Source organism: Polaromonas sp. P4_F4, assembly GCF_056401355.1.
This window is the reverse complement of record NZ_JBFUJO010000020.1, coordinates 63,956-88,679: the sequence shown is the minus strand read 5'-3', so window position 1 is coordinate 88,679 and position 24,724 is coordinate 63,956. Positions and strand designations below refer to the sequence as shown.

Sequence of the window (24,724 nt, the reverse complement as noted above, 5' to 3'; positions counted from 1 at the left end):
TGCGCCGGCACTCGCGGGTTTCCGCGAATTGCCGATGCACCTTGCTATAGCGAACATGGGTCTTCCACCACCGGGAGCCAGCCATGCGCAGCGAAGTCAGGGTGACATTTAAAAACAGCCCGCCAGTGCGCGTGGACCTGCATGAAGTGCAGCCCATGCCGCACGAAGTGGCCAGGCAGTGGCTGGACGACCAGTTCACCCAGATGGGCTGCGAGCCGCTGCGGCCCACCGGCAAGCTGCTGCTTGCCGACAAGGTTGTGGTGGTAGCCCAGGCCGGTGGCCCGGCCAAATTTGCCGACCCGCAATGGGCCCAGGAGTTTGCCCGCGCAGCCAGCGCGTCGCTGGCCAAGCCGGTGGTACACATTGATGTGGCGGCGCTCAGCATCAGCTACTGATCCACGCTTGGCCCCTCGGTTACCTGCTCGCGCCCGACCTGAGTTCTCCCGGTGCGTCGCCCATCGTCGCCCATAAAGGGCCGCGCATCAGGATTTGAGCGCTTCCAGCAGCCTCGCGTGAATCCCGCCAAATCCGCCATTGCTCATGCACAGCAAATGGTCGCCCGGGCGGGCTGAGGCTTTGACCTGCGCCACCAGCTGGTCGATGTTGTCAGCGACCTGGGCGCGTGCGCCCATCGGCATCAGCGCGGCCCGCGCATCCCAGTCCAGTCCGCCAGCGTGGCAAAACGCCAGGTCGGCCTGCTCCAGGCTCCAGGGCAGTTGCGCCGTCATGCTGCCCAGCTTCATGGTGTTGCTGCGCGGCTCGAAAATGGCCAGGATGCGGTCTCCGTCTTTTCTTGCCCCCTTGAGCTGTCGGCGCAGGCCGTCTACGGTGGTGTGGATGGCCGTGGGGTGATGGGCAAAATCGTCATACACCGTGATATCGCCACCGGGTGCATGAACCACGCCACGCACTTCCATGCGGCGCTTGACGTTCTGGAATTCGGCCAGTGCCCGGGCGGCCACTTCGGGTGCCACGCCCACGTGCTCTGCGGCGGCGATGGCGGCCAGGGCATTGAGCTGGTTGTGGACCCCACCGATGCCCCACTGGACGTGGGCCACGGCCTGGCCGGCCTTGAGCACCTTGAAGTCGTTCGGTTCGCCCTGGGCGGTGAAGCCGCTTTGATTTAGTGGGCTGTTGCCAAAGAGTACCTGCTCACTCCAGCAGCCCTGGGCCAGCACGCGCTGCAGGCTTTCCTCACCGGCATTTACCACGACGCGGCCCTGTGAGGGCACCGTGCGCACCAGATGGTGAAACTGCCGCTCGATGTCCGCCAGGTCGTCGAAAATATCGGCGTGATCAAACTCCAGGTTGTTCAGCAGGGCGGTGCGTGGGCGGTAGTGCACGAACTTGCTGCGCTTGTCAAAAAACGCCGTGTCGTATTCGTCGGCTTCGATCACGAAGGTGTTGCCTTCGCCCAGCCGGGCCGAGACACCAAAATTCAGCGGCACGCCACCGACGAGGAAGCCCGGTTGCAGCCCGGCCCTCTCCAGGATCCAGGCCAGCATGGCCGTGGTCGTGGTCTTGCCGTGGGTGCCCGCCACGGCCAGCACATGGCGTGGCCCGGTCGGGTGGTGAGTGGGATGGTGCAGCACATGGCCCGAAAGCCATTGCGGGCCGCTGGTATAGGGCCGGCCGCTGTTCAGGATGGCTTCCATCAAAGGGTATTTGGGGTTGCCGTCGGACCCGCGCGCGCGCGAAACCACGTTGCCGATCACGAACACGTCGGGCTCAAAGGCGAGCTGGTCGGCGCCGTAACCCTCAATCAGCTCAATGCCCAGGCCGCGCAGCTGGTCGCTCATGGGCGGATAAACGCCGCTGTCGCAACCCGTCACCTTGTGCCCCGCCTCCCGCGCCAGGGCTGCGAGGCCGCCCATGAAGGTGCCGCAAATTCCCAGAATATGTATGTGCATGGGGCTGTATTCTAGGCAGGGCCCTCATGGGTTTTGTCACCACGGCGGCTTGCAGGGCCCCATGTGGGAAAGAAAAATGCCGTTCAACCCATGGACAACCCACGTTCAACCCATTCAATTTGGCCGGAATTCGCTCCTGATTTGATAGTGAAAGGGCAGGCCGTGAACTTTTTGATGCCGGCCCGAACCCAACAGGGGCACAATCACCGGGGCGCCCATTTCGCCACTTTGGCGCCGCTCCCACCCCTGCGCGGGGCTTTCCTGCGGACTTTTCCTCTTTCGTGCTACTGACCCGTGAAACTCAACACCCTCAAATCCGAAATCGCCGCCATGGCCGCTGCGCTGGTGGTGGAGGAGGGGCTGGAATACGGCCCCGCCAAACGCCGCGCCGTCAAGCAGATGGCGCTGCCCGTGCGCACCGAACTGCCCGGCAACGACGAACTGGAAGACGCCGTGCGTGAATACATAGCCCTCTTTTGCGCCGATACCCAGCCCGCCGAACTGGCTGCCCTGCGCGAACTGGCCCTGGTCTGGATGGAGCGCCTGGCTCAATTCCGGCCTCACTTGGGAGGTGCGGTCTGGCACGGTACGGCCACGCGGCTCTCGGATATTTACATTCAGCTGTTTTGCGACGACCCGAAATCGGCCGAGATCGCCCTCATAGAGCACAACGTGGACTACGAGCCACGCACCGTGAACGGCTTCACCGGCGACAGCGTGGAAGCGCTGAGTCTGCGAAGTGTGTGCAAGCCCCTCAATGAGACCGTCGGTGTGCACCTGATGGTCTACGATCACGACGATTTGCGTGGTGCCCTGAAGCCCGATGCCAAAGGCCGTACGCCCCGTGGCGATCTGCCTGCAGTGCAAAAATTGCTGGCCAGCGTGTAAGCGCGCCAGGACAACCTTTCCGGAGTTTTGAAGAAAATGAATCGCAGAAATATGCTTTATGGCAGCGTTGCCGCGGTGGCCGGCCTGGCCGGCGCCGGGGCGGCGTGGTGGAAATTCCAGCCCCATGCGGTGGCACCGGCAGCAGGCACGGGCGTGGCCGGCAAGGCTGAGGAAACGCAGGACGCTTTTTGGAGCCTGAGTTTTGAGACGCCGGCTGGCGGGAATTTGCCCATGAGCAGCTTCAGGGGCAAGCCGCTGCTGGTGAATTTTTGGGCAACCTGGTGTCCTCCCTGTGTGGAAGAGCTTCCTTTGCTGGACTACTTTTATCAGGAAAACAAGGATAAGGGCTGGCAAACTGTGGGCTTGGCAGTGGACCAGCCTAGTGCGGTACGGAGTTGGCTACAGGCGAGGCCGCTGAATTTTCCAGTCGGTCTGGCGGGTTTGACGGGCACCGAGTTGAGCAAGTCACTCGGTAATCTCGCAGGCGGTTTGCCTTTTTCAGTGATCTTCGGCGCTTCCGGTCAGCTGCTGCACCGCAAGATCGGCAAAATCATGCCCGAAGAGCTGGCGCAATGGGCACAACTCAAATAGTCTGACCCTTGCATCGGCGAGACCGGCGAGTTTTGCCGAGTTTTATCCAAATGTTCTGAAAATGGCTGTATTTGCATGCAAATACGGCTTACAGTGGCGTTGGCGTCATTTGGAGCCTCAGGGATAACCTTGTGAAAGCTGGTTTTGAGCAGTGTTGGCTTGAGGTACACTCTGCGCTTTCCTCGGGCCAGTCCATTGACTGCCGCGCACAATAATTGACTGATAAGCGTTTTAAGGCTTAAAAGCTGAGAGTAAGTGGAAAAAGAACGAAGATCGGCAATGCCGATTTTTCATGCTCATTCAAACTGCGTGCTGACATCCTGGCGCCAGTATCTACCGTCGTTGGAGAATCTATGGATCTAAGAAAACTCAAGACACTGATCGATCTCGTCTCAGAGTCCAATGTGTCCGAACTTGAGATTACCGAAGCCGAAGGCAAGGTACGCATTGTCAAATCCAGTGGTGCTCCCGTCGTGATGCAGCAGGCCCCTGTTGCCATGGTAGCAGCTCCGGCGCCAGCTCCCGCGGGTGGCGCGCCCGCCGTGGAGGCGTCCGCACCGGCCGCTCCCGCTGGCCACGCCGTCAAGTCACCCATGGTTGGTACCTTTTACCGCTCCGCGAGCCCCGGAGCCAAGCCTTTTGTCGAGCTCGGCAGTGTGGTGAAAGAGGGCGAAACGATCTGCATCATTGAGGCCATGAAGATCCTCAACGAAATTGAGGCCGACAAGTCCGGCACCATCACCAAGATACTTTCGGAAAACGGCCAGGCTGTGGAATACGGGCAGCCCCTCTTCATTATTGAGTAAGCGGGGCTGTTGCCCCCTTGCCGAACCAGGCCCATCGACGCATGTTCAAAAAAATATTGATCGCCAACAGGGGTGAGATTGCCCTCCGGATCCAGCGTGCCTGCCGGGAACTCGGCGTCAAGGCCGTGATGGTCTACTCCGAGGCCGACCGGGAAGCCAAATACATCAAGCTGGCCGATGAGTCGGTGTGTATCGGACCCGCCCCTTCCTCCCATAGCTACCTCAACATGCCCGCGATCATCTCGGCGGCCGAGGTCACTGACGCCGAGGCGATTCACCCGGGTTATGGTTTCCTGAGCGAAAACGCCGATTTCGCCGAACGGGTTGAAAAGAGCGGTTTCAAGTTCATTGGTCCCACACCCGAGTCGATTCGCATCATGGGCGACAAGGTGTCGGCCAAGCAGACCATGATCAAGGCGGGCGTTCCCTGCGTGCCCGGTTCCGAGGGTGCGCTGCCGGATGATCCCGTGATCATCAAGCGGATCGCCAAACAAGTCGGCTATCCGGTCATTATCAAGGCGGCGGGCGGCGGCGGTGGCCGCGGCATGCGCGTGGTGCATACCGAAGCGGCCCTGCTCCATGCGGTGCAGACCACCAAGGCGGAGGCTGGCGCGGCGTTCGGTAATCCCGAGGTCTACATGGAGAAATTCCTGCAGAACCCGCGGCACGTCGAAATCCAGATCCTGGCCGATCAGCACAGGAACGCGGTCTGGCTTGGCGAGCGTGACTGTTCCATGCAGCGGCGCCACCAGAAGGTCATTGAAGAGGCGCCGGCGCCGGGCATTCCGCGCAAGCTGATAGAAAAAATCGGCGAGCGCTGCGTGGCTGCCGTCAAGAAAATCAATTACCGCGGTGCCGGCACCTTCGAATTCCTCTACGAAAACGGCGAGTTCTACTTCATCGAAATGAACACCCGCGTGCAGGTGGAACATCCGGTGACGGAGTGGATCACGGGCGTTGACATCGTGAAAACCCAGATCATGGTGGCGGCCGGTGAAAGGCTGCCCTTCCTGCAGCGCGACATCCAGTTCAAGGGCCATGCGATCGAATGCCGCATCAATGCGGAAGATCCCTACAAGTTCACTCCCTCACCGGGGCGTATCACGACCTGGCACACGCCGGGTGGCCCCGGGGTGCGGGTGGACTCCCATATTTATGCCAACTACTTTGTGCCGCCCAACTACGACTCCATGATCGGCAAGATCATCGTGCACGGCGATACGCGCGAGCAGGCCCTGGCGCGCATGCGCACGGCGCTGGCCGAGACCGTTGTGGAAGGCATCAACACCAATATTCCGCTGCACCGGGAACTCATGGTCGACGCCAAATTCATGGACGGCGGCACCAACATCCACTACCTCGAAGAGTGGCTGTCCAAGCGTGATAGGTAAAGCCCCCACGGTCGCGCACTGCGTGTCGCTCCCGAGGCCTTGCAGGCCGCGGCTAGCGAGACGCTTCGCCTCTGTCGCCTGTCCAAAGCTGCTCAAGCAGCTTTGGATCCGCAGGCTCCAGCCCCTCCGGTGCCGCTGCGCCTGCGGCCCGGCAAAGCCGGTTCCGCGGCCCTGGCTTGAACGGACTGCCTGGTACCCCGGCATACAGATCTACGGCAAAGGGATGCGCGATGTTTGAACTGATTCTGCTGGCGCCAGTCGACGAGGTGGAAACGCTCAGCGAAGCCCTGGACGCGCTCGATGCGTTGAGCGTCTCGGTGGAAGACGCCGATGCCCAGACACCGGCCGAACAGGCGCTCTTTGGCGAGCCCGGCATGCCGCCACCCAAGGCTGGCTGGGAACGTTCGCGCGTGGTGTCGCTGTTTGCCAGCGAGGCTTTGGCGCGGGACGCCGCCGCCGTACTCGCTGCCCAGGATTTTTTTGCGGGCTGCCAGTTGGTGGCGGTTCAGGCCGTGCCCGAGCAGGATTGGGTCCGGCTCACGCAGTCGCAGTTCACGCCGGTAGAAATTACACCCGAATTCTGGATAGTGCCGACCTGGCACGAACCGCCTGAACAGGCAAAACAGCTCATCCGTCTGGATCCAGGCCTGGCTTTTGGCACGGGCACCCATCCGACCACCCGCATGTGCCTGCGCTGGATTGCGGGCCAGGGCGCGGCGAACAAGGCGTTGGGCCGTGTCCTCGACTATGGCTGCGGCTCGGGCATTCTGGCCATTGGCGCTGCCAAGTTCGGGGCGGTCGATATTGATGCCGTCGATATCGACGAAGCCGCCGTCGAGTCCGCACGCGCCAATGCCGAAGCCAACCATGTCACCATGAATGCCGGCCTGCCTGACAAGGCCGTCGGTGCCTACCAGACCGTGCTCGCGAATATTCTCGCCACACCGCTGAAAGTGCTGGCGCCGCTGCTGTGCTCGCATGTCCAAAAGGGCGGCAATCTGGTGCTCGCCGGCATTCTGGAGCGTCAGGCCGACGAACTCAAGGCGGCCTATCTGCCTTATTGCCAGCTCCAGGTGCTCGACCAGGAAGAAGGCTGGATCCTGATGGGCGCGCGGTTCTAGGCTCGCGGCAACCCGTTGTCCGGCCTGCCTGCCGGCCGGTAACGACTCCTCCCCCCCTACAATACGGCGTTAGATGAGCCTGATTACCCGCTGCCCCGCGTGCGGCACGATGTTCAAGGTCGTGGCCGATCAACTCAAAGTCTCTCAGGGCTGGGTACGGTGCGGGCATTGTGCTGAAGTGTTTGATGCCTCAACGCACCTGCTGCCGGGTGAAGCGGCCGGCCTGCCACCCTCGGTCTTCAGCCCCGAGCAGGAGCCGGTGTTTCGCGAGGCTGCCTCGGCGCCGGACATCGGCGAGCCGGCGCAGGCGGAGGAGTCGGCCGCCGAGTCTTCCTGGGCGCCCGCCCGGTCGTTTGCCGACAGGGTGCCGCTGACCCCTTTTCTTTCCGTGCAGGATGCGCAGGAGCACGACAGCGTCGCCGATTTTGATCCGGCCAGCTGGAAGCAGGCGCTCCACGAACGCAAGCAGCAGGACAGCGTGCCCGCTCCGGCCAGTGCCGCCCGGGAGGACATGCCCCCGCGCACACCGGAACTGGTTCATACGGCGACTGCGGATGAGGCCGAATTCGAATCGTCGGAGATGCCGGCTTCCGGGGTGTCGGACGATGTTTCCTTTGTGCGTACTGCACGGAACAGGGCCTTCTGGAAAAAGCCGCTGGTGCGCTGGTCACTGGGTGCGCTCGCGCTTGTGCTGACGGCCACGCTGGTTTTTCAATGGCTGGTACAGCAAAAAGACAGTCTGGCTGCGCTGGATCCCCGGCTCGGCGCCCTGTTGCAGACGGTGTGTGGGCAGCTGCGCTGTGAAATTCGCGCGCCACGCCATATCGACTCCCTGGTGATTGACAGCTCCAGCTTCAACAGAATCGGCTCCGATGCGTACCGGCTCAGTTTTGTGCTCAAGAATACCGGGACCATTGCGCTGGAGGTACCCTCTCTGGAAGTGACCCTCACGGATACCCAGGACCGGGCGGTGGTCCGCCGCGTCGTGACACCCGCGCAGTTTGGTGTGACCACCACCACCTTGGCCGCCCGTTCGGAACTGGCCGGTGTCCTGAGCCTGAAAGTCTCGGGTGAAGGTGTTCGCAGCGCCTCGCCGGCGCCGTCATCCCCGGTAGTATCGCCCTGGCGCGTGGCTGGGTACCGTGTCCTTGCTTTTTATCCTTGATTACCCATTCACCCCATTACCTCATTACCCCTGATTGAATCGAGAACTGAATGTCTGCTGTGATTTGTGGCTCCCTGGCGTTTGACACCATCATGACCTTTGAGGGTCGCTTTTCGGAGCAGATCCTGCCCGACCAGTTGCACATTCTCAACGTGTCCTTTCTGGTGCCGGCCCTACGCCGCGAATTCGGCGGGTGTGCCGGCAACATTGCCTACAGCCTGCGGCAGCTCGGCGGTGCGCCCTTGCCCATGGCCACCGTCGGCAGCGACGGGGCTGACTATGTGGCGCGCATGAACGCACTGGGTATCAGCACGGAGTTTGTGCGTCAGGTCGGCGATACCTACACCGCGCAGGCCATGATCATGACCGACCGCGACAACAACCAGATCACGGCCTTTCACCCGGGCGCGATGATGCAGGCCCACATCAGCCGCATCGATGCGCGCAGCGATATCAAGCTCGGCATCATTTCGCCGGACGGGCGTGACGCCATGCTGCAGCATGCCGAGCAATTCAAGTCGGCAGGCATCCCCTTTGTGTTTGACCCAGGCCAGGGCCTGCCCATGTTTGACGGCAAGGAACTGGCTCATTTTGTCGAGTTGGCGAGCTGGGTCACGGTGAACGATTACGAAGCCAGAATGCTGAGCGACCGCACGGGCCTGTCTTGCGCCGACATGTCCCGGCAGGTGCAGGGCGTGGTCGTGACCTTGGGCGCGGAGGGCTGCGAGATCTGGATTGATGGCGAGAAGACGCTGGTGCCTCCGGTCAAGGCCGAGACGGTGGTCGATCCGACCGGCTGTGGCGATGCCTTTCGCGGCGCGCTGCTGTACGGGTTGGAGGAGGGCTGGTCGCTGGCCCGCTGCGCGGCACTGGGGAACCGGATCGGCGCGCACAAGATCGCAACGCGTGGCGGCCAGAATTACACGCTGAGTGCCGCTCAAATAAACGGTTAGTCCAGCGGGGCAGTTCAACGGGAACGGGCCTTAACGGCTCTTAACGGATATTCCAGGCTCCTGATGGCATGGCAATCGATCGGGTGCCTCATCTGCCAGGTTTGTCAGGTCCACCAGCTTGACCAGGGTGGAATTTCAGGATGATGGGATGGCTGCCAGCAGGTCGCCCGAGGCGGCCCGGCTTGCCGCGGCGACACTCGCCCGTGATTGTTGGCGCCTCGAAGTCTCTCCTCGCACCAGCGTGAAGCGGTTTGCGGAGCCCCAGGCGATGAGCCCGCCAATTGACCGGTGCCTGATGGGCTTTGCCGTCCACCGGCGGCGCCTGCAGCCGCAGGCAGGTAATGGGCATTAAAAAAGGGGCATTAAAAAAGCCCGATATCTTGCGACATCGGGCTTTGAGCAGAAATACCTTACTGCTTAGGGCTTGCTGGCGGTTGGAAACGGCCAGGCAGCTTGCGGGTTCAGAGTCGTCTGAGCCGCAGGGGCAGCCGCTACAGCGGGTGCTTTGGCAGCAGGTTTCTTCGCGGCTTTCTTCGCAGCGGGTTTTTTCGCTGCTTTCTTGGCGGCGGGTTTTTTCGCTGCGGGCTTCTTGGCTACCTTTTTCGCTACCTTCTTGGCAGCAGGCTTTTTCGCAGCAGCTTTTTTCGCAGCCGGCTTTTTGGCCGCTACTTTTTTCGCTGGGGCCTTTTTCGCTGGCGCTTTTTTCGCAGCCGGCTTTTTAGCCGCTACTTTTTTCGCTGGCGCTTTTTTGGCCGGAGCTTTTTTGGCTGCTACTTTCTTAGCAGGTGCTTTTTTTGCCGCTACTTTTTTAGCCGGCGCTTTCTTCGGAGCAGCTTTTTTAGCCGCAGGTTTTTTCGCAGTTGCCATAGTTTTCTCCTTGATCACATTGCAAAGAGCACTTCACGTCTGGAGTACGCGAAGCGATTCACGGCGTTGGGTCTTCGGATAACCGGCCCAGCGCCGCGAACACAGGAGCAAGGCCCAACGCGCACTCTGCGGCAGCGTCATTGGGCATTGCAATTCTAGAAATCATTATTTTTTTACGTGTCTTGCGTCATTCAATCCAGGATCAATCCCACGACAGGGCGCCGCCTGACTGGTACTCGATCACACGGGTCTCAAAGAAATTGCGTTCTTTTTTCAGGTCGATCATTTCGCTCATCCATGGAAACGGATTCTCCTCGTTGGGGAAGAGAGTTTCAAGTCCGATTTGCGTGGCACGGCGATTGGCGATGTAGCGCAGGTAGCCTTTGAACATGGAGGCATTGAGTCCGAGCACGCCGCGGGGCATGGTGTCTTCGGCATACCGGTACTCCAGCTCCACGGCCTTGAGGAACAAGGCCTTGATCTCGGCCTTGAAGTCCGCGGTCCAGAGGTGGGGGTTTTCGAGCTTGAGCTGGTTGATCAGGTCGATGCCGAAATTGCAGTGCATGGACTCGTCGCGCAGGATGTACTGGTACTGCTCGGCCGCACCCGTCATCTTGTTCTGGCGGCCCAGCGCCAGAATCTGTGTGAAGCCGACATAGAAGAACAGGCCTTCCATCAGGCAGGCAAACACAATCAGGGACTTGAGCAGCGTTTGGTCAGCCTCGGTGGTGCCGGTCTTGAAGTGGGGGTCGGAAATGACTTCAATGAACGGGATCAGGAACTGGTCCTTGTCCTTGATGGATTGCACTTCGTTGTAGGCATTGAAGATTTCAGCCTCGTCCAGGCCCAGCGACTCGGTGATGTACTGGTAGGCGTGGGTGTGAATGGCTTCCTCGAAGGCCTGGCGCAGCAGGAACTGGCGGCACTCGGGCGCCGTGATGTGGCGGTAGGTGCCCAGCACGATGTTGTTGGCGGCCAGTGAGTCGGCAGTGACAAAGAAACCCAGGTTGCGCTTGACCAGGCGGCGCTCGTCTTCGGTCAATCCGTTCGGGTCTTTCCACAGGGCAATGTCGCGCGTCATGTTGACTTCCTGCGGCATCCAGTGGTTGGCGCAGGTCGCGAGGTACTTCTCCCAGGCCCATTTGTATTTGAACGGCACCAGCTGATTGACGTCGGTCTGGCCGTTGATGATGCGTTTGTCCGAAGCCTTGACGCGCAGTGCGGTTGGCGGTGTGCTGCTCACCGCAGGAGCAGCTTGAGCCGCTGGCGCAGCCGGAGCGTAAGCGCCATCGTGCAGCATGCGCACCTGGGCTTGAGGCTCATCAGAAGAAAGAGGCGGAAGTTCCATCGAGCGGCTGTCGGTCGAGCCGCTGGCATGAGGTTTTTGCAGCGATGGTTTGACTTCTTCGTCCCAGGTCAACATAAAGGTTTCCAATACTTTGGGATTATGAAAGCAGCGATACAAAATGAAAAGTGTTCATTCACATCGCTGTAAATTAGTGTTGCTCAATTACATCGATTCACACCATCAAATCGTGCGGCGAATTTCACCGCACGACTCGATGTTTTTTATTGGCAGGCCTCGCAACCGGGATCGTCGATCGCGCAGAACTTGATGTCGGTTGCCGGCGATGCATTCATCTGCACTTGCGCTGCAGCGGCTGCCACCTCAAGCGCGCTCTTGCCGCTGCCCGATGCTTCGGAGCCCGAGGAAACCGAGTTCATCTTGCCGGCCTTCACGGTTGATTTCTCGGCGTGGGTGGCACCCATGGTGCGCAGGTAGTAGGTGGTTTTCAATCCGCGCAACCAGGCCAGCTTGTAGGTGTCATCGAGCTTTTTGCCTGAGGCTCCCGCCATGTAGATATTGAGCGACTGCGCCTGGTCAATCCATTTCTGGCGGCGGGCTGCGGCTTCAACAATCCACGACGTTTCCACTTCAAATGCGGTGGCGTAAAGCGCCTTGATTTCCTGCGGCACCCGGTCAACCGGGCGAAGCGAGCCATCGAAGTGCTTGAGATCGACAACCATCACGTCGTCCCACAGGCCGAGTCGCTTCAGGTCACGCACCAGGTAGTGGTTGATGACGGTGAACTCGCCGGACAGGTTGGACTTGACCGAGAGGTTGCCAAAGCAGGGTTCGATGCAGGCGTCCACCCCGATGATGTTGGAGATGGTGGCCGTCGGGGCAATGGCGACGCAGTTGGAGTTGCGCATGCCGTCCCGCGCAATCTTTTGGCGCAGGGCCTCCCAGTCCAGGGTGGCGGAACGGTCGACTTCCACATAACCACCGCGCTCCTCGGCCAGCATGTCCAGCGTGTCGAGCGGCAGGATGCCTTTGTCCCAGAGTGATCCCTTGTAGCTGGCGTACTTGCCGCGCTCCTTGGCCAGCTCGGTAGAAGCCCAGTAGGCGTGGTAGCAGACCGCCTCCATGGACTTGTCGGCAAACTCGACCGCTTCCTGGGAGGCGTAGGGCACGCGCAGTTCGTACAGGCAGTCCTGGAAGCCCATGATCCCCAGGCCCACAGGGCGGTGGCGCATGTTGGAGTCGCGTGCTTTCTTGACCGCGTAGTAGTTGATGTCGATCACGTTGTCCAGCATGCGCATGGCCGTGGTGATGGTCTTTTTCAGCTTGTCATGGTCAATCGCGCCGTCCTTCAGGTGCTGGACCAGGTTGACGGAGCCGAGGTTGCAGACTGCGGTTTCGGTGTCGCTGGTATTGAGCGTGATCTCGGTGCACAGGTTGGAGGAGTGCACCACGCCGGCATGCTGCTGCGGGGAGCGCACATTGCAGGCGTCCTTGAAAGTGATCCAGGGATGGCCGGTTTCGAACAGCATCGACAGCATCTTGCGCCACATGTCGGTGGCCTGCAGCTTGCGGGCAGGCTTGATCTCGCCGCGTTCGGCCCTGGCTTCGTAGGCGGTATAAATTTTTTCGAACTCCTTGCCGAACTTGTCGTGCAGGTCGGGTGTGTCCGATGGCGAGAACAGCGTCCAGGTGCCCTTTTCCATCACGCGGCGCATGAAGAGGTCGGGAATCCAGTTGGCTGTGTTCATGTCATGCGTGCGCCGGCGGTCGTCGCCGGTGTTTTTGCGCAGTTCCAGGAACTCTTCAATATCCAGGTGCCAGGTCTCCAGGTAGGCGCAGACCGCGCCCTTGCGCTTGCCGCCCTGGTTGACCGCGACAGCCGTGTCGTTGACGACTTTCAGGAAAGGCACGACGCCCTGGGACTCGCCGTTGGTGCCCTTGATGTGGGCGCCCAGGGCGCGCACGGGCGTCCAGTCGTTGCCCAGTCCGCCGGCAAACTTGGAGAGCAGGGCGTTTTCCTTGATGGCGTCGTAAATGCCGCCCAGGTCATCGGCCACCGTGGTGAGGTAGCAGGACGACAGCTGCGAACGCAGGGTGCCGGCATTGAACAGGGTGGGCGTGCTCGACATGAAATCGAACGACGAAAGGATTTCGTAAAACTCGATGGCGCGCGCTTCGCGGTCGATTTCGTTGAGCGACAGGCCCATTGCTACGCGCATGAAGAACGCCTGCGGCAGTTCGATGCGCTGTTTGCGCACATGCAGGAAATAGCGGTCAAACAGGGTCTGCAGGCCGAGGTAGTCAAACTTCAGGTCGCGCTCCGGTTTGAGCGCCGCGCCCAGCCGGGCCAGGTCAAACTGCTGCAGTTTTTCGTCAAGCAGTTCGTTCTGCACGCCTTTGGCGATGAACTTCGGGAAATACTCTGCATAGCGGGTGTGCATTTCTTCCTGGCTGACTTCTTCGCCCAGGACTTCCCGGCGGATGGTGTGCATCAGCAGGCGTGCAGTGGCGTAGGTGTAGTCAGGGTCTTTTTCGATCAGGGTGCGGGCCGCGAGGATGGACGCCTTGTAGACCTCGTCGATGGGCACCCCGTCGTAGAGGTTGCGCATGGTCTCGGCAACAATCGGGTCAGGTTTGACATCGGCGCCCAGGTTGGCGCAGGACGCTTCAATCAGGGCCTGCAAATTGCGCACGTCTAGCGCGACCCGCTGGCCCCTGTCCGTCACATGCAGCATGGGGGCTTCGGGCGCCGGGGTCTGCGGCTGGCGGGCGCGTTCCTGGCTGCGCTTTTCGCGGTACAGCACGTAGGCGCGGGCAATTTCGTGGTGGCCTCCGCGCATCAGGCCCAGCTCGACCTGGTCCTGTACATCCTCAATATGAAAGGTCCCGCCGCCGGGGCGTGAGCGCATCAGGGCCCGAATGACGGCCTGGGTCAGGCCGTCGACGGTTTCGCGGACACTGGCCGAAGCGGCTCCCTGCGTGCCATGCACGGCCAGGAAGGCTTTCATCATGGCCACGGCAATCTTGTTGGGCTCGAACGGCACCACGGAACCATTGCGGCGAATGATCTGGTAATGGGCGAGTGGGTTGGTTGGCGCGTTGCTGTCGTTGTTGACCGGATTGCCGGTCAGACTAACTGGCGTATTGGGCACTGCGTGTTGTGCTGTTTGCATGACTTCCTCTTTGCTTTGTTTGTTTTGTGACTGGGTTTGATGTGGTGTTCAGGGTGATACTGGTTCGCTGAAGGCTGGTCAGATCCGCAAGCTGATTTCTTGGCGATATCCCTCGTGATATTCCTCGTCCTGATCCGCCCGAATTACATCAAACTGAATCAGGGCTAAGACACTATACCTAGGGTCCAAGTGGAATACAAGCCACTACCGGTAGTGTATCGCCGACTGAATTCGCTTTTGCGTCCTGAGGCCTTTTTCACGCTGTTTTTTGCGTGCCGGATGGCGCCGGATGGGTGTGGCGAATAGCCGTGAAAGCCTTGTCAGATCAGGCTTTGGCGAGACAAACGAAGTGCCGACGGGCTTTTGCGCAGACTTCCTTCTGTCAAGGCCGACAAATGCTCGGTGGGTAAAAATGCCATTAATTTTTTAGCCATTCGATGCATGCCCATCGGTGGGCTGCCGACTCCGCATCAGTTCAGTCGATTGCGGGAAAATACCTATCGGGTGCGGCCAGTGAGCGTTGCAACAAGGGCCAGTCAAAACCCGGGCCGGGGTCCTGCTTGCGTCCGGCCGCGATGTGCTCGTGCCCGGCAATGTGGGCAATGGGATAGGCCTGAAGCAGCGCTGCACACAGTCCCGCCAGGGTCTCGTACTGGCGCGCTTCAAAGGTGCTGCCCTCCAGCCCTTCCAGTTCAATGCCAATCGAGTCGTCGTTGCAGTTGCCGCGTCCCCGGTAATGGGACTCGCCGGCATGCCATGCACGGTCGTCGCAGCCGACAAATTGCCACAACGCACCGGTGCGGGTGATGAAAAAGTGCGACGACACCTGCAGGCCCCGAATGCCCTGGAAGTAAGGGTGTGCTTCCCAGTCGAGCTGATTGGTAAAGAGGCGCTGCACGTTGCCGTTGCCAAACTCGCCGGGTGGCAGGCTGATGGAGTGAATGACGATCAGGTCAATGTGTGCGCCGCACGGACGCGGGCCGAAATTCGGTGACGCCAGCGTGCGTGCGAAGCGATACCAGCCATCCCGCCACAAGGCCGCGCTGACAGCCGGCGTGCCGTCGGGTTCAGGCAGGTTCATCGGATGTGTCATCGCCGCCGGGTGTCTCGATGTTCAGGCGGGCAATCCGGTAGCGGATCTGGCGCAGGCTCAGCCCCAGTTTGGAGGCGGCAGCGGTGCGGTTAAACCCGGTCTCCTGCAACACCTTGGAGAGGATGTTTTTCTCCTGCTGGTCGAGAAACGCCTGCAGATTTTCCGGAACCGCCACGAAATCCTGGGGGGGCGCCTCGAAATGCAGGTCGTTGCCTTCGCCAAGTGCCACCGCGCGGTGCAGGATATTTTCCAGTTCCCTGACATTACCGTCAAAGGGATGCGAGCGCAGCTGCTCCATCACCGCGCCGGTGAGCTCAGGCACGGCGAGCCCCGACTCCTTGCAGATTCTTGACAGCAGGGCCTGGCAAAGTGCCGGCAGGTCTTCGCGCCGCTCGCGCAGCGGCGGCACACCGATTTCGATCACGTTGAGCCGGTAATACAGATCCTGCCGGAAGGCGCCTGCCTGAACTTGCGCGCCCAGGTCCTTGTGCGTGGCGCTGACGATGCGGACATCGACAGTGTCTTCCTGCGGCGAGCCCAGCGGCCGCACCGAGCGCTCCTGGATCGCACGCAGCAGCTTTGACTGCATGGCCAGCGGCAGGTCGCCGATCTCATCGAGAAACAGGGTTCCCCCCTTGGCGGCCTGAAAGTAGCCTTGCCGGTCCTGGGTCGAGCCGGTGTAGGCGCCTTTGCGCGCGCCAAAAAACTCTGCTTCGAGCAGGTTTTCCGGAATGGCGCCGCAGTTGACCGCCACAAAAGGGCCGGTGGCGCGGTGGCTGCAGGCATGCACCGCGCGCGCCACCAGCTCTTTGCCCGTGCCCGACTCGCCCTGTATCAGGACCGGTGCCATGCTGCCGGCTACCTTGACAATGCGCGACTTGACCGCCCGCATCACGGCCGATTCGCCGACCAGCTTTTGCAGGATGGCTGACGGCTTATCTGATTTGTCCGATTTGGCTGAGGTGGCAACGGTCGGTCCCGGGCTCAGTTCGCCAGGCCTGGTATCGCCAGCGGCTGGCCGCGCCAGATTCTGCGTGCCCTGGATGGCTGATGCCACGACGTTGCGGAACTGCTTCAGGTCAACGGGTTTGGTGAGATAGTCGAACGCGCCGGCCTTGAGGGCTTCCACCGCATTTTCGGCGGAGCCGTGCGCTGTGATGATCACGCAGCGTTCCGCGCGCTGCTGGGCCACCAGCTCACGCAGCAGCTCCAGCCCCAGCCCATCGGGCAGGCGCATGTCGGTGATAACCGCATCGAAGCGCTTGCTCTCAAGCTGCTCGCGCGCCTGCAATAAATCGCCGGCCGCTTCCACCCGATAGCCTTCGCGAAGCAGCGTCAGCTCATACAGGGTGCGCAGATCCGGCTCATCGTCGACGACAAGAATATGGGCTGGTGTGGTGGAGGGTAGTTGCATGCGTAGGGGTATGCGTAGGGTCTCAGGCAGGCATTGTGTCAAAAGAAAGCTGGGAGTTGCCCGGTGATTGTGGCGCCGGCTTGAAGATGACAAAAAACTCATTGCCTTCGGCGGCATCACGCGCGACCCGCTGATAGCCAATCAGGGCGCCGTAACGCTCACACAACTCCCGGCAAATGTAGAGGCCCAGCCCGCTGGAGCGGCTTTCGGAGGAGAAAAAAGGTTCGAATAAATGGGTCTCGACCGTCGCCTCCAGCGGTTGGCCATCACTCCATACCGCCAGCCGGACCTCGCCTCCCGCCATCACCCGGGTGACCACTTCCATCGAATGCGCGGAGGTGCTGGCATAACGCAGGGCGTTATCCAGCAGGTTGACCATCAGGCGCCGCAGATGCTCGGCCTCGAACCGGACCGCGGCCTGGGCCGCTCCCATGGTCAGGCGCAGGCGCGGTGATGCCCCGGTCTGTCTGGCCCAATCGGTGGCGATGTGAACGACGGTGTCATCCAGCATCAGCGAAGTCGTCTGCGGCGCCGGTGCCTGCTCCTGAGCCCGCGAGATGTTCAGGACCTCATCGACAATTTTGGCCAGGCGCTGGGCGTTTTGCCTGACCATGGCGGTGAGTTGCCGGTGGCCGGCATCTTGCAGGTCTTCCTCAAGCAGGGCGTTGGCCTGTGAAATGGCGGCGAGCGGGTTCCTGATTTCGTGGGCCACCGCGGCAGACATGCGCCCCATGGCGGCCATTTTTTCGGTGCGCACACGCGCTTCCATTTCGCGCAGGTCCTCGAGAAACATCACGCAGAGGTTTTCGTGCGTGCCGTTCTGCGAGGCCGCCAGGCGCGTGCGCACATGCAGCCGCCTTGTGTTGCGTGCCGGGTATTCAAGCCGGATGTCCGCTTCCTGGGGGGACTGCGTCAGGAAGGTGTGATGCATCAGGTCGGCCAGCGGTTGCCAGGCGTTTTCCGTGGCCAGCATGAAGGGCGCGTTGCGGATGGCCTTGCGCATGAACAGCAAGCGCCTGGAAGCCGGGTTCGCAGAACGCACAACGCCATTGACGTCAACCACCAGCACGCCATCGGCCAATGCTTCAATGACCAGTTCATTGACCTGGGTCTGCATGCGGGCCGCAGACTGGCTGGCCTTGGCCCGTTGTTCCTCCCGCGCCAACCGCAGCGCCAGCTGGTTGGCCAGCAGTGCCACCAGGAAGAATCCCGAGCCGCTCAGGCCGGCCTGGAGAAAGCGCGCGTTGAAATCCCCCAACGTCTGCAGGGAAGTCCACCAGGCATCGGCGAGCAACAAAAGCGTGACGCTGGCAGCCGTGCCAAAAGCCAGCAAAATCGGCCCGAGAATCGACGACAGAAGCACCGGCAGGGCAAACAGCGGGGCGTAATTGATGCCGCCCGATTGCAGGAATTCCAGCAGGGAGAAGGTGATCACGTCCACCCCGATGGTGGCCAGCCAGTGTGCGTCAAACGTGCGGCCCGGTGGCCGTGGCCGGGCCCAGAGCCGTACGGCCAGCGTCGCACACAAGTAGGCAATGCACACGGCGACGGGCCAGCGATTGCTGCTGCTGCCCAAGGCATGGATGACGGCTTGCAGGACCACCAGCACGCCGGCAGTCGCGACGCGCGCCGTCATGAAAACGCGCCAGAGGCGCCCGAACGAACCGAGTTCGGGTTCAGTCTCCCAGGCTCCGGGGATCTTTTCCGCCGTCTCAAACCACTGGGATGGCGTGGTCATCTAGCCTCCGGCCTGACGGCGATGCGCATCGCTGCAGTAGATGCCGCCCCTGGATCCGATCAGGGCTTCGGACCGGGGAAGATGCACGTGGCAAACCTCGCAGGCCACCATCTCCGTGACCTCGGTGGCCGGGCGCGGCGGGCTGGGCGGACGAGCCGCGGCGGCTTCATCTCTTTCGGCCTGCCGGTTGTGGCGCCAGAGCCAGAAAACCACCAGCACAAGAGCCGCGACCAGCAGGTATTTCATGCACGCCTCAGGATGACTTCAAGCACAAAGCTCGAACCCGCATAGCCCAGCAGCAGCAGGCCCGCGCCCAGGTACAACACGTGCACCGCCTTGCGGCCGCGCCAGCCGAGGCGGGCACGCCCGGCCAGCAGCCCCGCAAAGGTCAGCCAGGACAGCACGGAAAAAATCGTTTTGTGGTTCCACATCCGGACCAGGCCCGGGCCGTAAAGCGTTTCGGCAAACAGCCAGCCCACCAGCAGGGTCGCTGACAGCAGCACGAAACCTGCTTCCACGAAGCGAAAGGTGAGGCGCTCCAGTGTGAGCAGCGGCACGCCGGCATCGGTTTGCGCGGCCTGCCGGATGGACCGCTCCGAGCGCGTCATCAGCCAGCCATGCACCACCGCCGCGGCAAACAGCCCATAGGAGGCAATGCCCAGCGCCCAGTGCAGCGGCAGCCAGGGCGAGGCGATCCGGTGGTAGCTGGTGCCCGGAAAGAGCAGCGTCAAAATGACTGCGGCGCTGCCCAGCCCCGCCAGTGCCCAATGGGCCTGGAGCTGCGGAAACAGGCTGCTTTCAATCGCGTAGACGGTCAGCACCAGCCAGACGGTCATGGAAAGGGCGGGCGCAAAGCCAAAACGCGGCGGCTCTCCAAGCAGCCCGTTGGCCAGTGCCAACGCGTGCAGCAGCCATGCCGCCAGCAAAATTCCGCGGATGGTGGCCGGGCTCAGGCGAGGGGTGGCCAGCGCCAGGGTTGCGTAGGCTAAAGCGGCGCCCACTGCCGCCCCAAGACCCCACCACGCACTGAAAGCTAAAATCATGGCTACAGTTTAGCCCGTAGTGCTTTCTTTCCTCTCCTCTTTCCTTTCCTAATTGCTCCATGTTTGTGGAGCCTGCTCATGGCCTCAGCCCTTACCGACAAACTCTCCCGCCTCGTCAAGGAAATGCGAGGCCAGGCCCGCATCACCGAATCCAACGTGCAGGACATGCTGCGCGAGGTGCGCATGGCGCTGCTCGAAGCCGACGTGGCCCTGCCGGTGGTGCGCGACTTCATCGCCCGCGTCAAGGACAAGGCCCTCGGCCAGGAGGTGATGGGTTCGCTTTCTCCCGGCCAGGCTCTGGTGGGCATCGTCAACCGCGAATTGGCGGCGACCATGGGCGAGGGCGTCAGCGACATCAACCTGGCGGCGCAACCACCCGCGGTGATCCTGATGGCCGGCCTGCAGGGCGCGGGCAAGACCACCACTACGGCCAAGCTGGCCAAGCACCTGATTGAAAAGCGCAAGAAAAAAGTCCTGACGGTGTCGGGTGACGTCTACCGGCCTGCTGCCATTGAGCAGCTCAAGACCGTGACGGCGCAGGCCGGTGCGGAATGGTTTCCGAGCACGCCCGACCAGAAGCCCGTCGACATTGCCAAAGCCGCGATCGACTACGCACGCAGGCATTTCTTTGACGTGCTGCTCGTCGACACCGCCGGCCGCCTGGCCATTGATGAAGCCCTGATGAAGGAAATCAGGGAGCTGCACGCCGTACTCAACCCGGTTGAAACGCTGTTCGTCGTCGATGCCATGCAGGGACAGGACGCGGTCAACACGGCCAAGGCCTTCAAGGAGGCGTTGCCGCTGACCGGCATCATCCTGACCAAGACTGACGGCGACTCGCGCGGCGGTGCGGCACTGAGCGTGCGGCAGATCACCGGTGCACCGATCAAGTTCTCCGGCACCAGTGAAAAAATCGACGGCCTGGAGGTGTTTGATGCCGAGCGGCATGCCGGCCGCATCCTGGGCATGGGCGACATTGTCGCCCTGGTCGAGCAGGTCGCGGCAGGCGTTGATGTGGCCGCAGCGCAAAAGCTCGCCGCCAAGATCAAGTCGGGCGACGGCTTTGACCTCAACGATTTTCTAAGCCAGCTCCAGCAGATGAAGAACATGGGCGGCCTGTCCAGCCTGCTCGAGAAGCTGCCGGCGCAGATGGCGGCCAAGGCCGGCCAGGTCGACATGGACAAGGCCGAAAAAGACATCAAGCGCAAGGAAGGCATCATCCAGAGCATGACCCCGCTGGAGCGCCGCAAGCCCGAGCTCATCAAGGCCACCCGCAAGCGCCGCATCGCGGCCGGCTCGGGTGTGCAGGTTCAGGAAGTCAACCGCCTGCTCAACGAGTTTGAGCAGATGCAGGGCATGATGAAAAAGATGAAGGGCAGCGGCATGATGAAGATGATGAAGCGCATGGGCGGCATGAAAGGCATGCCGAAGTTCTGATTCCATTTCTACTTCAAAGCGATAGGTCGTTGCGCCGCCTTGCCGTGCCGTAGCACTGTCTGCGACGGCGCGCCTACTCTCGCATTGAATTAGAAATGGAATCGGGGCCATCTGCCCACAAAAAAAGCCGGTTGAAGCGGCTTTTTTTGTAGGCTTTCAAAGCGTCAGGCCGCCTTCAGCCACGGCTGGGCCCGCCGGCTGGCATGCAGCCAGGCGCGGCGCAGCACGGCCGGTGACCGGGTTTCTTCTGGAATCAGCAGGTAGCTTTGCGCGCGCAGGGCCGCGCCCACACCCACCTGGCTGGTGAGCACGGTCATCGGAATCGCCAGCAGCAGGGGCAAACCCACAGGCAGCAGCCAGACCAGGGCGCCTGCGTCAATCATTGCAATGCCGGCTGCCAGCAAGGCGATCACGCCGCTCATCGGGGCGAGCTGCGCCAACGCATGCCGCCAAGGCACGGCTGCGGCCTCGCGCGGGGGCGATTTCCATTCCAGCTTCAGGCCCGTCAGGGCAACCACGACAAACAGCGAGTGCGCCAGCATGCGGATGGGCGCCTGCAGCAGGGCAATGAGGGTTTCCAGCAGCGCGCTCCGCAGCAGGCTGGCCGTGCCGCCGTACGCCTGTTGCTGGCGGTTGATCAGCACGGCTGCAAGGCCGAGGATGCGCGGTAAAAACAGCATGCACAGCGTCCAGGCCCAGAGCGACACGAGTTCGCCGGGCAGCAGGGCCCAGTCGCTCATCATGGGCGAGCCCGACAGCCACAGCGCCGTTCCCAGTGTCAGGAAGCACAGCCACAGCGGCGCCGACAGGTAGGCCATGGCACCGGTGGCAAACATGGAGCGGTGCACCGGATGAATGCCCGGCTCTGCAATCAGGCGCGAGTTTTGCAAATTACCCTGGCACCAGCGGCGGTCCCGCTGCAATTCTGCGAGCAAATCGGGCGGCTGCTGCTCATAACTGCCCACCAGGTCGGCCACCAGCCAGACGTGGTAACCGGCGCGGCGCATCAGGGCGGCTTCCACGAAGTCATGCGACATGATGCTGCCCGCCATGCCGCCCGTGCCCTTGATATGCGCCAGTGCGCAGTGCTGCATGAAGGGTGCTATGCGGAGGATGGCGTTGTGGCCCCAGTAGTGCGACTCGCCCATCTGCCAGAACTGCATGCCGAGCGTGAAGAGCCGGCCCGTCACGCGCGAGGCGAACTGCTGCGCACGCGCATGCAGCGTCACATGGCCGATGGCCTGGGTGGCTGTCTGGATGATGCCCGCCCTGGGGTTGGCTTCCATCAGCTTGACCATTGAGACCAGGCAATCGCCGCTCATCACGCTGTCGGCATCCAGCACCACCATGTAGCGGTAGTCCTTGCCCCAGCGGCGGCAGAAGTCGGCCACGTTGCCGGCCTTGCGGTCGGTGCGGCGTTTGCGCAGGCGGTAATACACTTCGATCTGCGGCTGCTCTGGGTGGGCGGCCAGCTGGGTGCGCAGGTCTTCCCATGCGGCCCGCTCGGCCTTGATGATGGCCGGATTGCTGCTGTCCGACAGCACAAACACGTCGAAGTTTTTCACATGGCCGGTCATCGCCACCGACTCGCAGGTGGCGCGCAGGCCGGCAAACACGGTGCGCACATCTTCATTGCAGATGGGCATGATGATGGCCGTGCGGGTCGACTCATTCAGCGGGTAGTGCTGCACCTTTTTGGCCGACAGGGCCCGGGCATCTCCGAACAGCGTCACATAAAACCCCATCACGGCCGTCATGAAACCTGTGACCACCCAGGCCGACAGCAGCGCAAACAGGCTGATCTGGCCGTACTCCAGCCAGGCGTTGTCATAGTCGGGCTGCATGTCGGCAAAAATGCAGGTGGCCAGCACTGTGCTGAGCAGGGTCAGCACCACGAAGATGGCCCGGCGGCATTGGGCCGCGTGCTGCCAGGGCTCCAGCCTCTCGCGCGGCAACACGCGGGCCGGCCTTGGGGTGGTCAGTCCCACCAGCGGCATCAGCGCGGCCGTTCCCAGGCCGTTCCAGAAGCCGCGCCACGGACGCGGCACCATGGAGCCGCGATGGATGGGCGGTGCGGTGACCGAGTTCGGGTGACGCTCCTCCCGCAGGGGGCTGCGGCTGCCGGGCTGGATCAAGGTGTGATGAGGTTGGTCCATGTTTCACTCAAGGTGTTGCTGTTGTGTTGAAGGAAGGCACGCAGTTCGACCGGCTGGGCCGGGTTGAGTCGCTGCACGCGCAAGGTCATGCGCCAGGTGCCCGTGGCAGGGTTGCGGTAAGCCAGGCTTTCGAGCACACGGCCGTTGGCACTGGCGGTGGCAATGGCCCGAACGGCGGCGTCTTCGGGCAAGGCCTCGAGTGCCGGTCCCGCAAAATCGATGACGAACTGGATCTGCTGGTTCCGCGCATTGGCATCGAGCTTGGAATAGCCGGTGCCGCGGCGCGATTGGGTGACCCAGCCGTTGGGCGGCAGTTGCTGGTTCTTGCCTTGCCAGGCTATCTGCCAGGCCAGGTCCAGGGACTCGCCGGGGGCGGGCATCCTGTCGGGTACCCAGTAGGCCGCCACGTTGTCATGGGTCTCGTCCGGCGTGGCAAATTGCAAAAGCTCCACGCGACCGGCGCCCCAGTCACCGACCGGTGTCACCCAGGCGCTGGGCCTGAGCTCGTAACGTGCTTCGGTGTCCTCGTAGCTGTTGAACGCGCGGTCGCGCTGCATCAGGCCGAAGCCCTTGAGGCTCTTCATGCGAAACGAGGTGACCAGCGGTGAGGCAGGGTTCTGCAGCGGACGCCACAGCCATTCCCCTTCTCCGGTCGCAATCATCAAGCCGTCCGAGTCGTGTACTTCTGGCCGAAAGTCGCCGGGGCGGGGCTGGTTTTCACCAAAGAAAAACATGCTGGTCAGCGGTGCCAGCCCCAGCGTCTTGACCGGCGTTTGGGCGCCCGGCTGCTTGTTGTCCCGCATGAAGATGCGTGCCTGCACCGCTGTGGTGGTCTGTTCACCCGGCGTGATGTCAAAACGGTAGGCGCCCGTCATGCGCTGCGAGTCCATCAGCGCATAAACCGTGAGCCGCTTCGCATCGGCCGCGGGTTTTTCCAGCCAGAAGTCCGTGAAGCGCGGAAACTCTTCCTTGCCGCCGCCCACGGTGTCCACTGCCAAGCCGCGGGCTGACAAGCCGTAACGCTGGCCTGTGCCCAGCGCCCTGAAGTAGCTGGCGCCCTGGAACACCGCCAATTCGTCCTTGTAAGTAGCCGAGTTCAGGTTGTTGAAAGCGCGCAGCCCACCGTGGCCGAGGTCGCCCCACTTTTCTGGCGACAAGCTGTTTTTTCCGTAATTGAATTCGGCGGGGCGGTAGGGGATCGGTTTGACGCCTTCGGGCGTGATCTCATGGATGCGAACCGAGGCCACCTCCCTGCCAATGTGGAAGAAATTCACTTCATAGGGGAGTTTGTCGGCTCGCCACACCGTACTGGCCGGGTTGAAGCGGATGTCGCGGTAACCGTCATAGTCGAGGTTGGCGAGTTCCGCCGGCATGGCTTGCGTGGCGGGTTTGAAGGGTGTCTGGGCACGCTCGCGGGCCAGGCCGGCGACGTCGTCCAGGCTCCAGGCGCGGGCTTGGCCCGCGCCCAGGACCAGCAGGCCCAAGCATGCCAGGGCGGTCAGGCGGGCCTGCCAGGCGTTGCCGCTGCCTGAAACATCAGGGACAAAAGGGGCGCGGGAAGGGGCGAAAACTTTGCCACGAAACGGGCTGAAAAAGGTTTCCATGGACTGACTAGGGCAAACCCTGTGCCAGTTCTGAAAACTCCTTTAAAATCAACCACTTGGCCAGGATG

General features: G+C 61.9%; 20 protein-coding genes. 9 read left to right on the top strand and 11 right to left on the bottom strand.

All coding sequences use genetic code 11. From position 1 onward, the window contains the following. The first annotated feature begins 83 nt into the window (after window positions 1-83). Window positions 84-395, top strand: a complete 312-nt coding sequence (locus AC1DUR_RS19280) for a hypothetical protein (protein ID WP_477720589.1) — start codon at window positions 84-86, stop codon at window positions 393-395. An 87-nt stretch (window positions 396-482) separates the two neighbouring features. On the opposite strand, the gene mpl is transcribed toward AC1DUR_RS19280, so the two are convergent. Further along, entirely contained in the window at window positions 483-1,910 is a 1,428-nt protein-coding gene (gene mpl / locus AC1DUR_RS19275; RefSeq protein ID WP_477720590.1) for a UDP-N-acetylmuramate:L-alanyl-gamma-D-glutamyl-meso-diaminopimelate ligase, read from the bottom strand. A 330-nt stretch (window positions 1,911-2,240) separates the two neighbouring features. On the opposite strand from mpl, the gene AC1DUR_RS19270 reads away from it, so the two are divergent. The 7 genes from AC1DUR_RS19270 to AC1DUR_RS19240 all read left to right on the top strand — a co-directional run bounded on the left by AC1DUR_RS19270 (window position 2,241) and on the right by AC1DUR_RS19240 (window position 8,825). Continuing rightward, complete coding sequence (locus AC1DUR_RS19270) at window positions 2,241-2,798, top strand: hypothetical protein (protein WP_477720599.1); 558 nt, start codon at window positions 2,241-2,243, stop codon at window positions 2,796-2,798. A 36-nt stretch (window positions 2,799-2,834) separates the two neighbouring features. Next, window positions 2,835-3,389: a TlpA disulfide reductase family protein gene (locus AC1DUR_RS19265; protein ID WP_477721952.1), complete on the top strand. Its 555-nt coding sequence runs from the start codon at window positions 2,835-2,837 to the stop codon at window positions 3,387-3,389. Between the two features lie 353 nt (window positions 3,390-3,742). After that, window positions 3,743-4,195 carry an acetyl-CoA carboxylase biotin carboxyl carrier protein gene (gene accB / locus AC1DUR_RS19260; RefSeq protein ID WP_477720592.1) on the top strand — a complete coding sequence of 151 codons (453 nt, stop codon included), beginning with the start codon at window positions 3,743-3,745 and terminating at the stop codon, window positions 4,193-4,195. Between the two features lie 41 nt (window positions 4,196-4,236). Further along, window positions 4,237-5,586 carry an acetyl-CoA carboxylase biotin carboxylase subunit gene (accC, locus tag AC1DUR_RS19255; protein ID WP_477720593.1) on the top strand — a complete coding sequence of 450 codons (1,350 nt, stop codon included), beginning with the start codon at window positions 4,237-4,239 and terminating at the stop codon, window positions 5,584-5,586. Window positions 5,587-5,816: 230 nt separating this feature from the next. After that, the gene (prmA, locus tag AC1DUR_RS19250) at window positions 5,817-6,707 is read left to right on the top strand and encodes a 50S ribosomal protein L11 methyltransferase (protein WP_477720594.1); all 891 of its coding nucleotides are present in this window, start codon (window positions 5,817-5,819) and stop codon (window positions 6,705-6,707) included. Between the two features lie 73 nt (window positions 6,708-6,780). Then, window positions 6,781-7,872, top strand: coding sequence for a DUF3426 domain-containing protein (locus tag AC1DUR_RS19245; protein ID WP_477721951.1), 1,092 nt, complete (start codon window positions 6,781-6,783; stop codon window positions 7,870-7,872). A gap of 50 nt (window positions 7,873-7,922) precedes the next feature. Beyond that, window positions 7,923-8,825 (top strand): carbohydrate kinase family protein, encoded by a 903-nt coding sequence (locus AC1DUR_RS19240; RefSeq protein WP_477721950.1) that lies wholly within the window; start codon window positions 7,923-7,925, stop codon window positions 8,823-8,825. Window positions 8,826-9,242: 417 nt separating this feature from the next. Here the strand turns inward: AC1DUR_RS19240 and AC1DUR_RS19235 are convergent, their stop codons facing one another. The 8 genes from AC1DUR_RS19235 to AC1DUR_RS19200 form a co-directional block, all read right to left on the bottom strand. Then, a complete protein-coding gene (locus AC1DUR_RS19235) occupies window positions 9,243-9,692 on the bottom strand; it encodes a histone H1-like DNA-binding protein (RefSeq protein WP_477720663.1) in 450 nt (149 codons plus the stop codon). A 202-nt stretch (window positions 9,693-9,894) separates the two neighbouring features. Continuing rightward, window positions 9,895-11,115, bottom strand: a complete 1,221-nt coding sequence (locus AC1DUR_RS19230) for a ribonucleotide-diphosphate reductase subunit beta (RefSeq protein ID WP_477721949.1) — start codon at window positions 11,113-11,115, stop codon at window positions 9,895-9,897. 146 nt (window positions 11,116-11,261) lie between these two features. Continuing rightward, the gene (locus AC1DUR_RS19225; protein WP_477721948.1) at window positions 11,262-14,171 is read right to left on the bottom strand and encodes a ribonucleoside-diphosphate reductase subunit alpha; all 2,910 of its coding nucleotides are present in this window, start codon (window positions 14,169-14,171) and stop codon (window positions 11,262-11,264) included. Between the two features lie 475 nt (window positions 14,172-14,646). Continuing rightward, window positions 14,647-15,252, bottom strand: a complete 606-nt coding sequence (gene ampD, locus AC1DUR_RS19220) for a 1,6-anhydro-N-acetylmuramyl-L-alanine amidase AmpD (RefSeq protein WP_477720660.1) — start codon at window positions 15,250-15,252, stop codon at window positions 14,647-14,649. Then, window positions 15,239-16,678: a sigma-54-dependent transcriptional regulator gene (locus tag AC1DUR_RS19215; protein ID WP_477720659.1), complete on the bottom strand. Its 1,440-nt coding sequence runs from the start codon at window positions 16,676-16,678 to the stop codon at window positions 15,239-15,241. The genes ampD and AC1DUR_RS19215 overlap by 14 nt, the downstream gene beginning before the upstream one ends. A gap of 22 nt (window positions 16,679-16,700) precedes the next feature. Next, window positions 16,701-18,416, bottom strand: a complete 1,716-nt coding sequence (locus AC1DUR_RS19210; protein WP_477720658.1) for a sensor histidine kinase — start codon at window positions 18,414-18,416, stop codon at window positions 16,701-16,703. After that, window positions 18,417-18,662: a PP0621 family protein gene (locus AC1DUR_RS19205; RefSeq protein WP_477720657.1), complete on the bottom strand. Its 246-nt coding sequence runs from the start codon at window positions 18,660-18,662 to the stop codon at window positions 18,417-18,419. Next, window positions 18,659-19,459: a cytochrome C assembly family protein gene (locus AC1DUR_RS19200; RefSeq protein ID WP_477720656.1), complete on the bottom strand. Its 801-nt coding sequence runs from the start codon at window positions 19,457-19,459 to the stop codon at window positions 18,659-18,661. Before AC1DUR_RS19200 ends, AC1DUR_RS19205 begins: the two co-directional genes overlap by 4 nt. Window positions 19,460-19,537: 78 nt before the next feature. Between AC1DUR_RS19200 and ffh the strand changes: the two genes are divergently transcribed. Continuing rightward, on the top strand, window positions 19,538-20,896 hold the full coding sequence (gene ffh, locus AC1DUR_RS19195) for a signal recognition particle protein (RefSeq protein WP_477720655.1): 1,359 nt from the start codon (window positions 19,538-19,540) through the stop codon (window positions 20,894-20,896). A 164-nt stretch (window positions 20,897-21,060) separates the two neighbouring features. Here ffh and mdoH read toward each other — a convergent pair whose 3' ends face one another. Both mdoH and AC1DUR_RS19185 read right to left on the bottom strand, forming a co-directional pair. After that, window positions 21,061-23,052, bottom strand: coding sequence for a glucans biosynthesis glucosyltransferase MdoH (gene mdoH, locus AC1DUR_RS19190; RefSeq protein WP_477720654.1), 1,992 nt, complete (start codon window positions 23,050-23,052; stop codon window positions 21,061-21,063). After that, on the bottom strand, window positions 23,028-24,656 hold the full coding sequence (locus tag AC1DUR_RS19185) for a glucan biosynthesis protein G (RefSeq protein ID WP_477720653.1): 1,629 nt from the start codon (window positions 24,654-24,656) through the stop codon (window positions 23,028-23,030). Before AC1DUR_RS19185 ends, mdoH begins: the two co-directional genes overlap by 25 nt. Window positions 24,657-24,724: the final 68 nt, after the last annotated feature.

Coding starts and splice junctions, on each gene's coding strand:
- AC1DUR_RS19280 (WP_477720589.1), top strand. CDS start 84: ATGCGCAGCGAAGTCAGGGTGACATTTAAAAACAGCCCGCCAGTGCGC.
- AC1DUR_RS19185 (WP_477720653.1), bottom strand. CDS start 24,656: ATGGAAACCTTTTTCAGCCCGTTTCGTGGCAAAGTTTTCGCCCCTTCC.
- AC1DUR_RS19235 (WP_477720663.1), bottom strand. CDS start 9,692: ATGGCAACTGCGAAAAAACCTGCGGCTAAAAAAGCTGCTCCGAAGAAA.
- AC1DUR_RS19225 (WP_477721948.1), bottom strand. CDS start 14,171: ATGCAAACAGCACAACACGCAGTGCCCAATACGCCAGTTAGTCTGACC.
- AC1DUR_RS19230 (WP_477721949.1), bottom strand. CDS start 11,115: ATGTTGACCTGGGACGAAGAAGTCAAACCATCGCTGCAAAAACCTCAT.
- AC1DUR_RS19270 (WP_477720599.1), top strand. CDS start 2,241: ATGGCCGCTGCGCTGGTGGTGGAGGAGGGGCTGGAATACGGCCCCGCC.
- accC (WP_477720593.1), top strand. CDS start 4,237: ATGTTCAAAAAAATATTGATCGCCAACAGGGGTGAGATTGCCCTCCGG.
- prmA (WP_477720594.1), top strand. CDS start 5,817: ATGTTTGAACTGATTCTGCTGGCGCCAGTCGACGAGGTGGAAACGCTC.
- AC1DUR_RS19205 (WP_477720657.1), bottom strand. CDS start 18,662: ATGAAATACCTGCTGGTCGCGGCTCTTGTGCTGGTGGTTTTCTGGCTC.
- AC1DUR_RS19265 (WP_477721952.1), top strand. CDS start 2,835: ATGAATCGCAGAAATATGCTTTATGGCAGCGTTGCCGCGGTGGCCGGC.
- AC1DUR_RS19200 (WP_477720656.1), bottom strand. CDS start 19,459: ATGATTTTAGCTTTCAGTGCGTGGTGGGGTCTTGGGGCGGCAGTGGGC.
- mpl (WP_477720590.1), bottom strand. CDS start 1,910: ATGCACATACATATTCTGGGAATTTGCGGCACCTTCATGGGCGGCCTC.
- AC1DUR_RS19210 (WP_477720658.1), bottom strand. CDS start 18,416: ATGACCACGCCATCCCAGTGGTTTGAGACGGCGGAAAAGATCCCCGGA.
- AC1DUR_RS19245 (WP_477721951.1), top strand. CDS start 6,781: ATGAGCCTGATTACCCGCTGCCCCGCGTGCGGCACGATGTTCAAGGTC.
- accB (WP_477720592.1), top strand. CDS start 3,743: ATGGATCTAAGAAAACTCAAGACACTGATCGATCTCGTCTCAGAGTCC.
- ffh (WP_477720655.1), top strand. CDS start 19,538: ATGGCCTCAGCCCTTACCGACAAACTCTCCCGCCTCGTCAAGGAAATG.
- ampD (WP_477720660.1), bottom strand. CDS start 15,252: ATGAACCTGCCTGAACCCGACGGCACGCCGGCTGTCAGCGCGGCCTTG.
- AC1DUR_RS19240 (WP_477721950.1), top strand. CDS start 7,923: ATGTCTGCTGTGATTTGTGGCTCCCTGGCGTTTGACACCATCATGACC.
- mdoH (WP_477720654.1), bottom strand. CDS start 23,052: ATGGACCAACCTCATCACACCTTGATCCAGCCCGGCAGCCGCAGCCCC.
- AC1DUR_RS19215 (WP_477720659.1), bottom strand. CDS start 16,678: ATGCAACTACCCTCCACCACACCAGCCCATATTCTTGTCGTCGACGAT.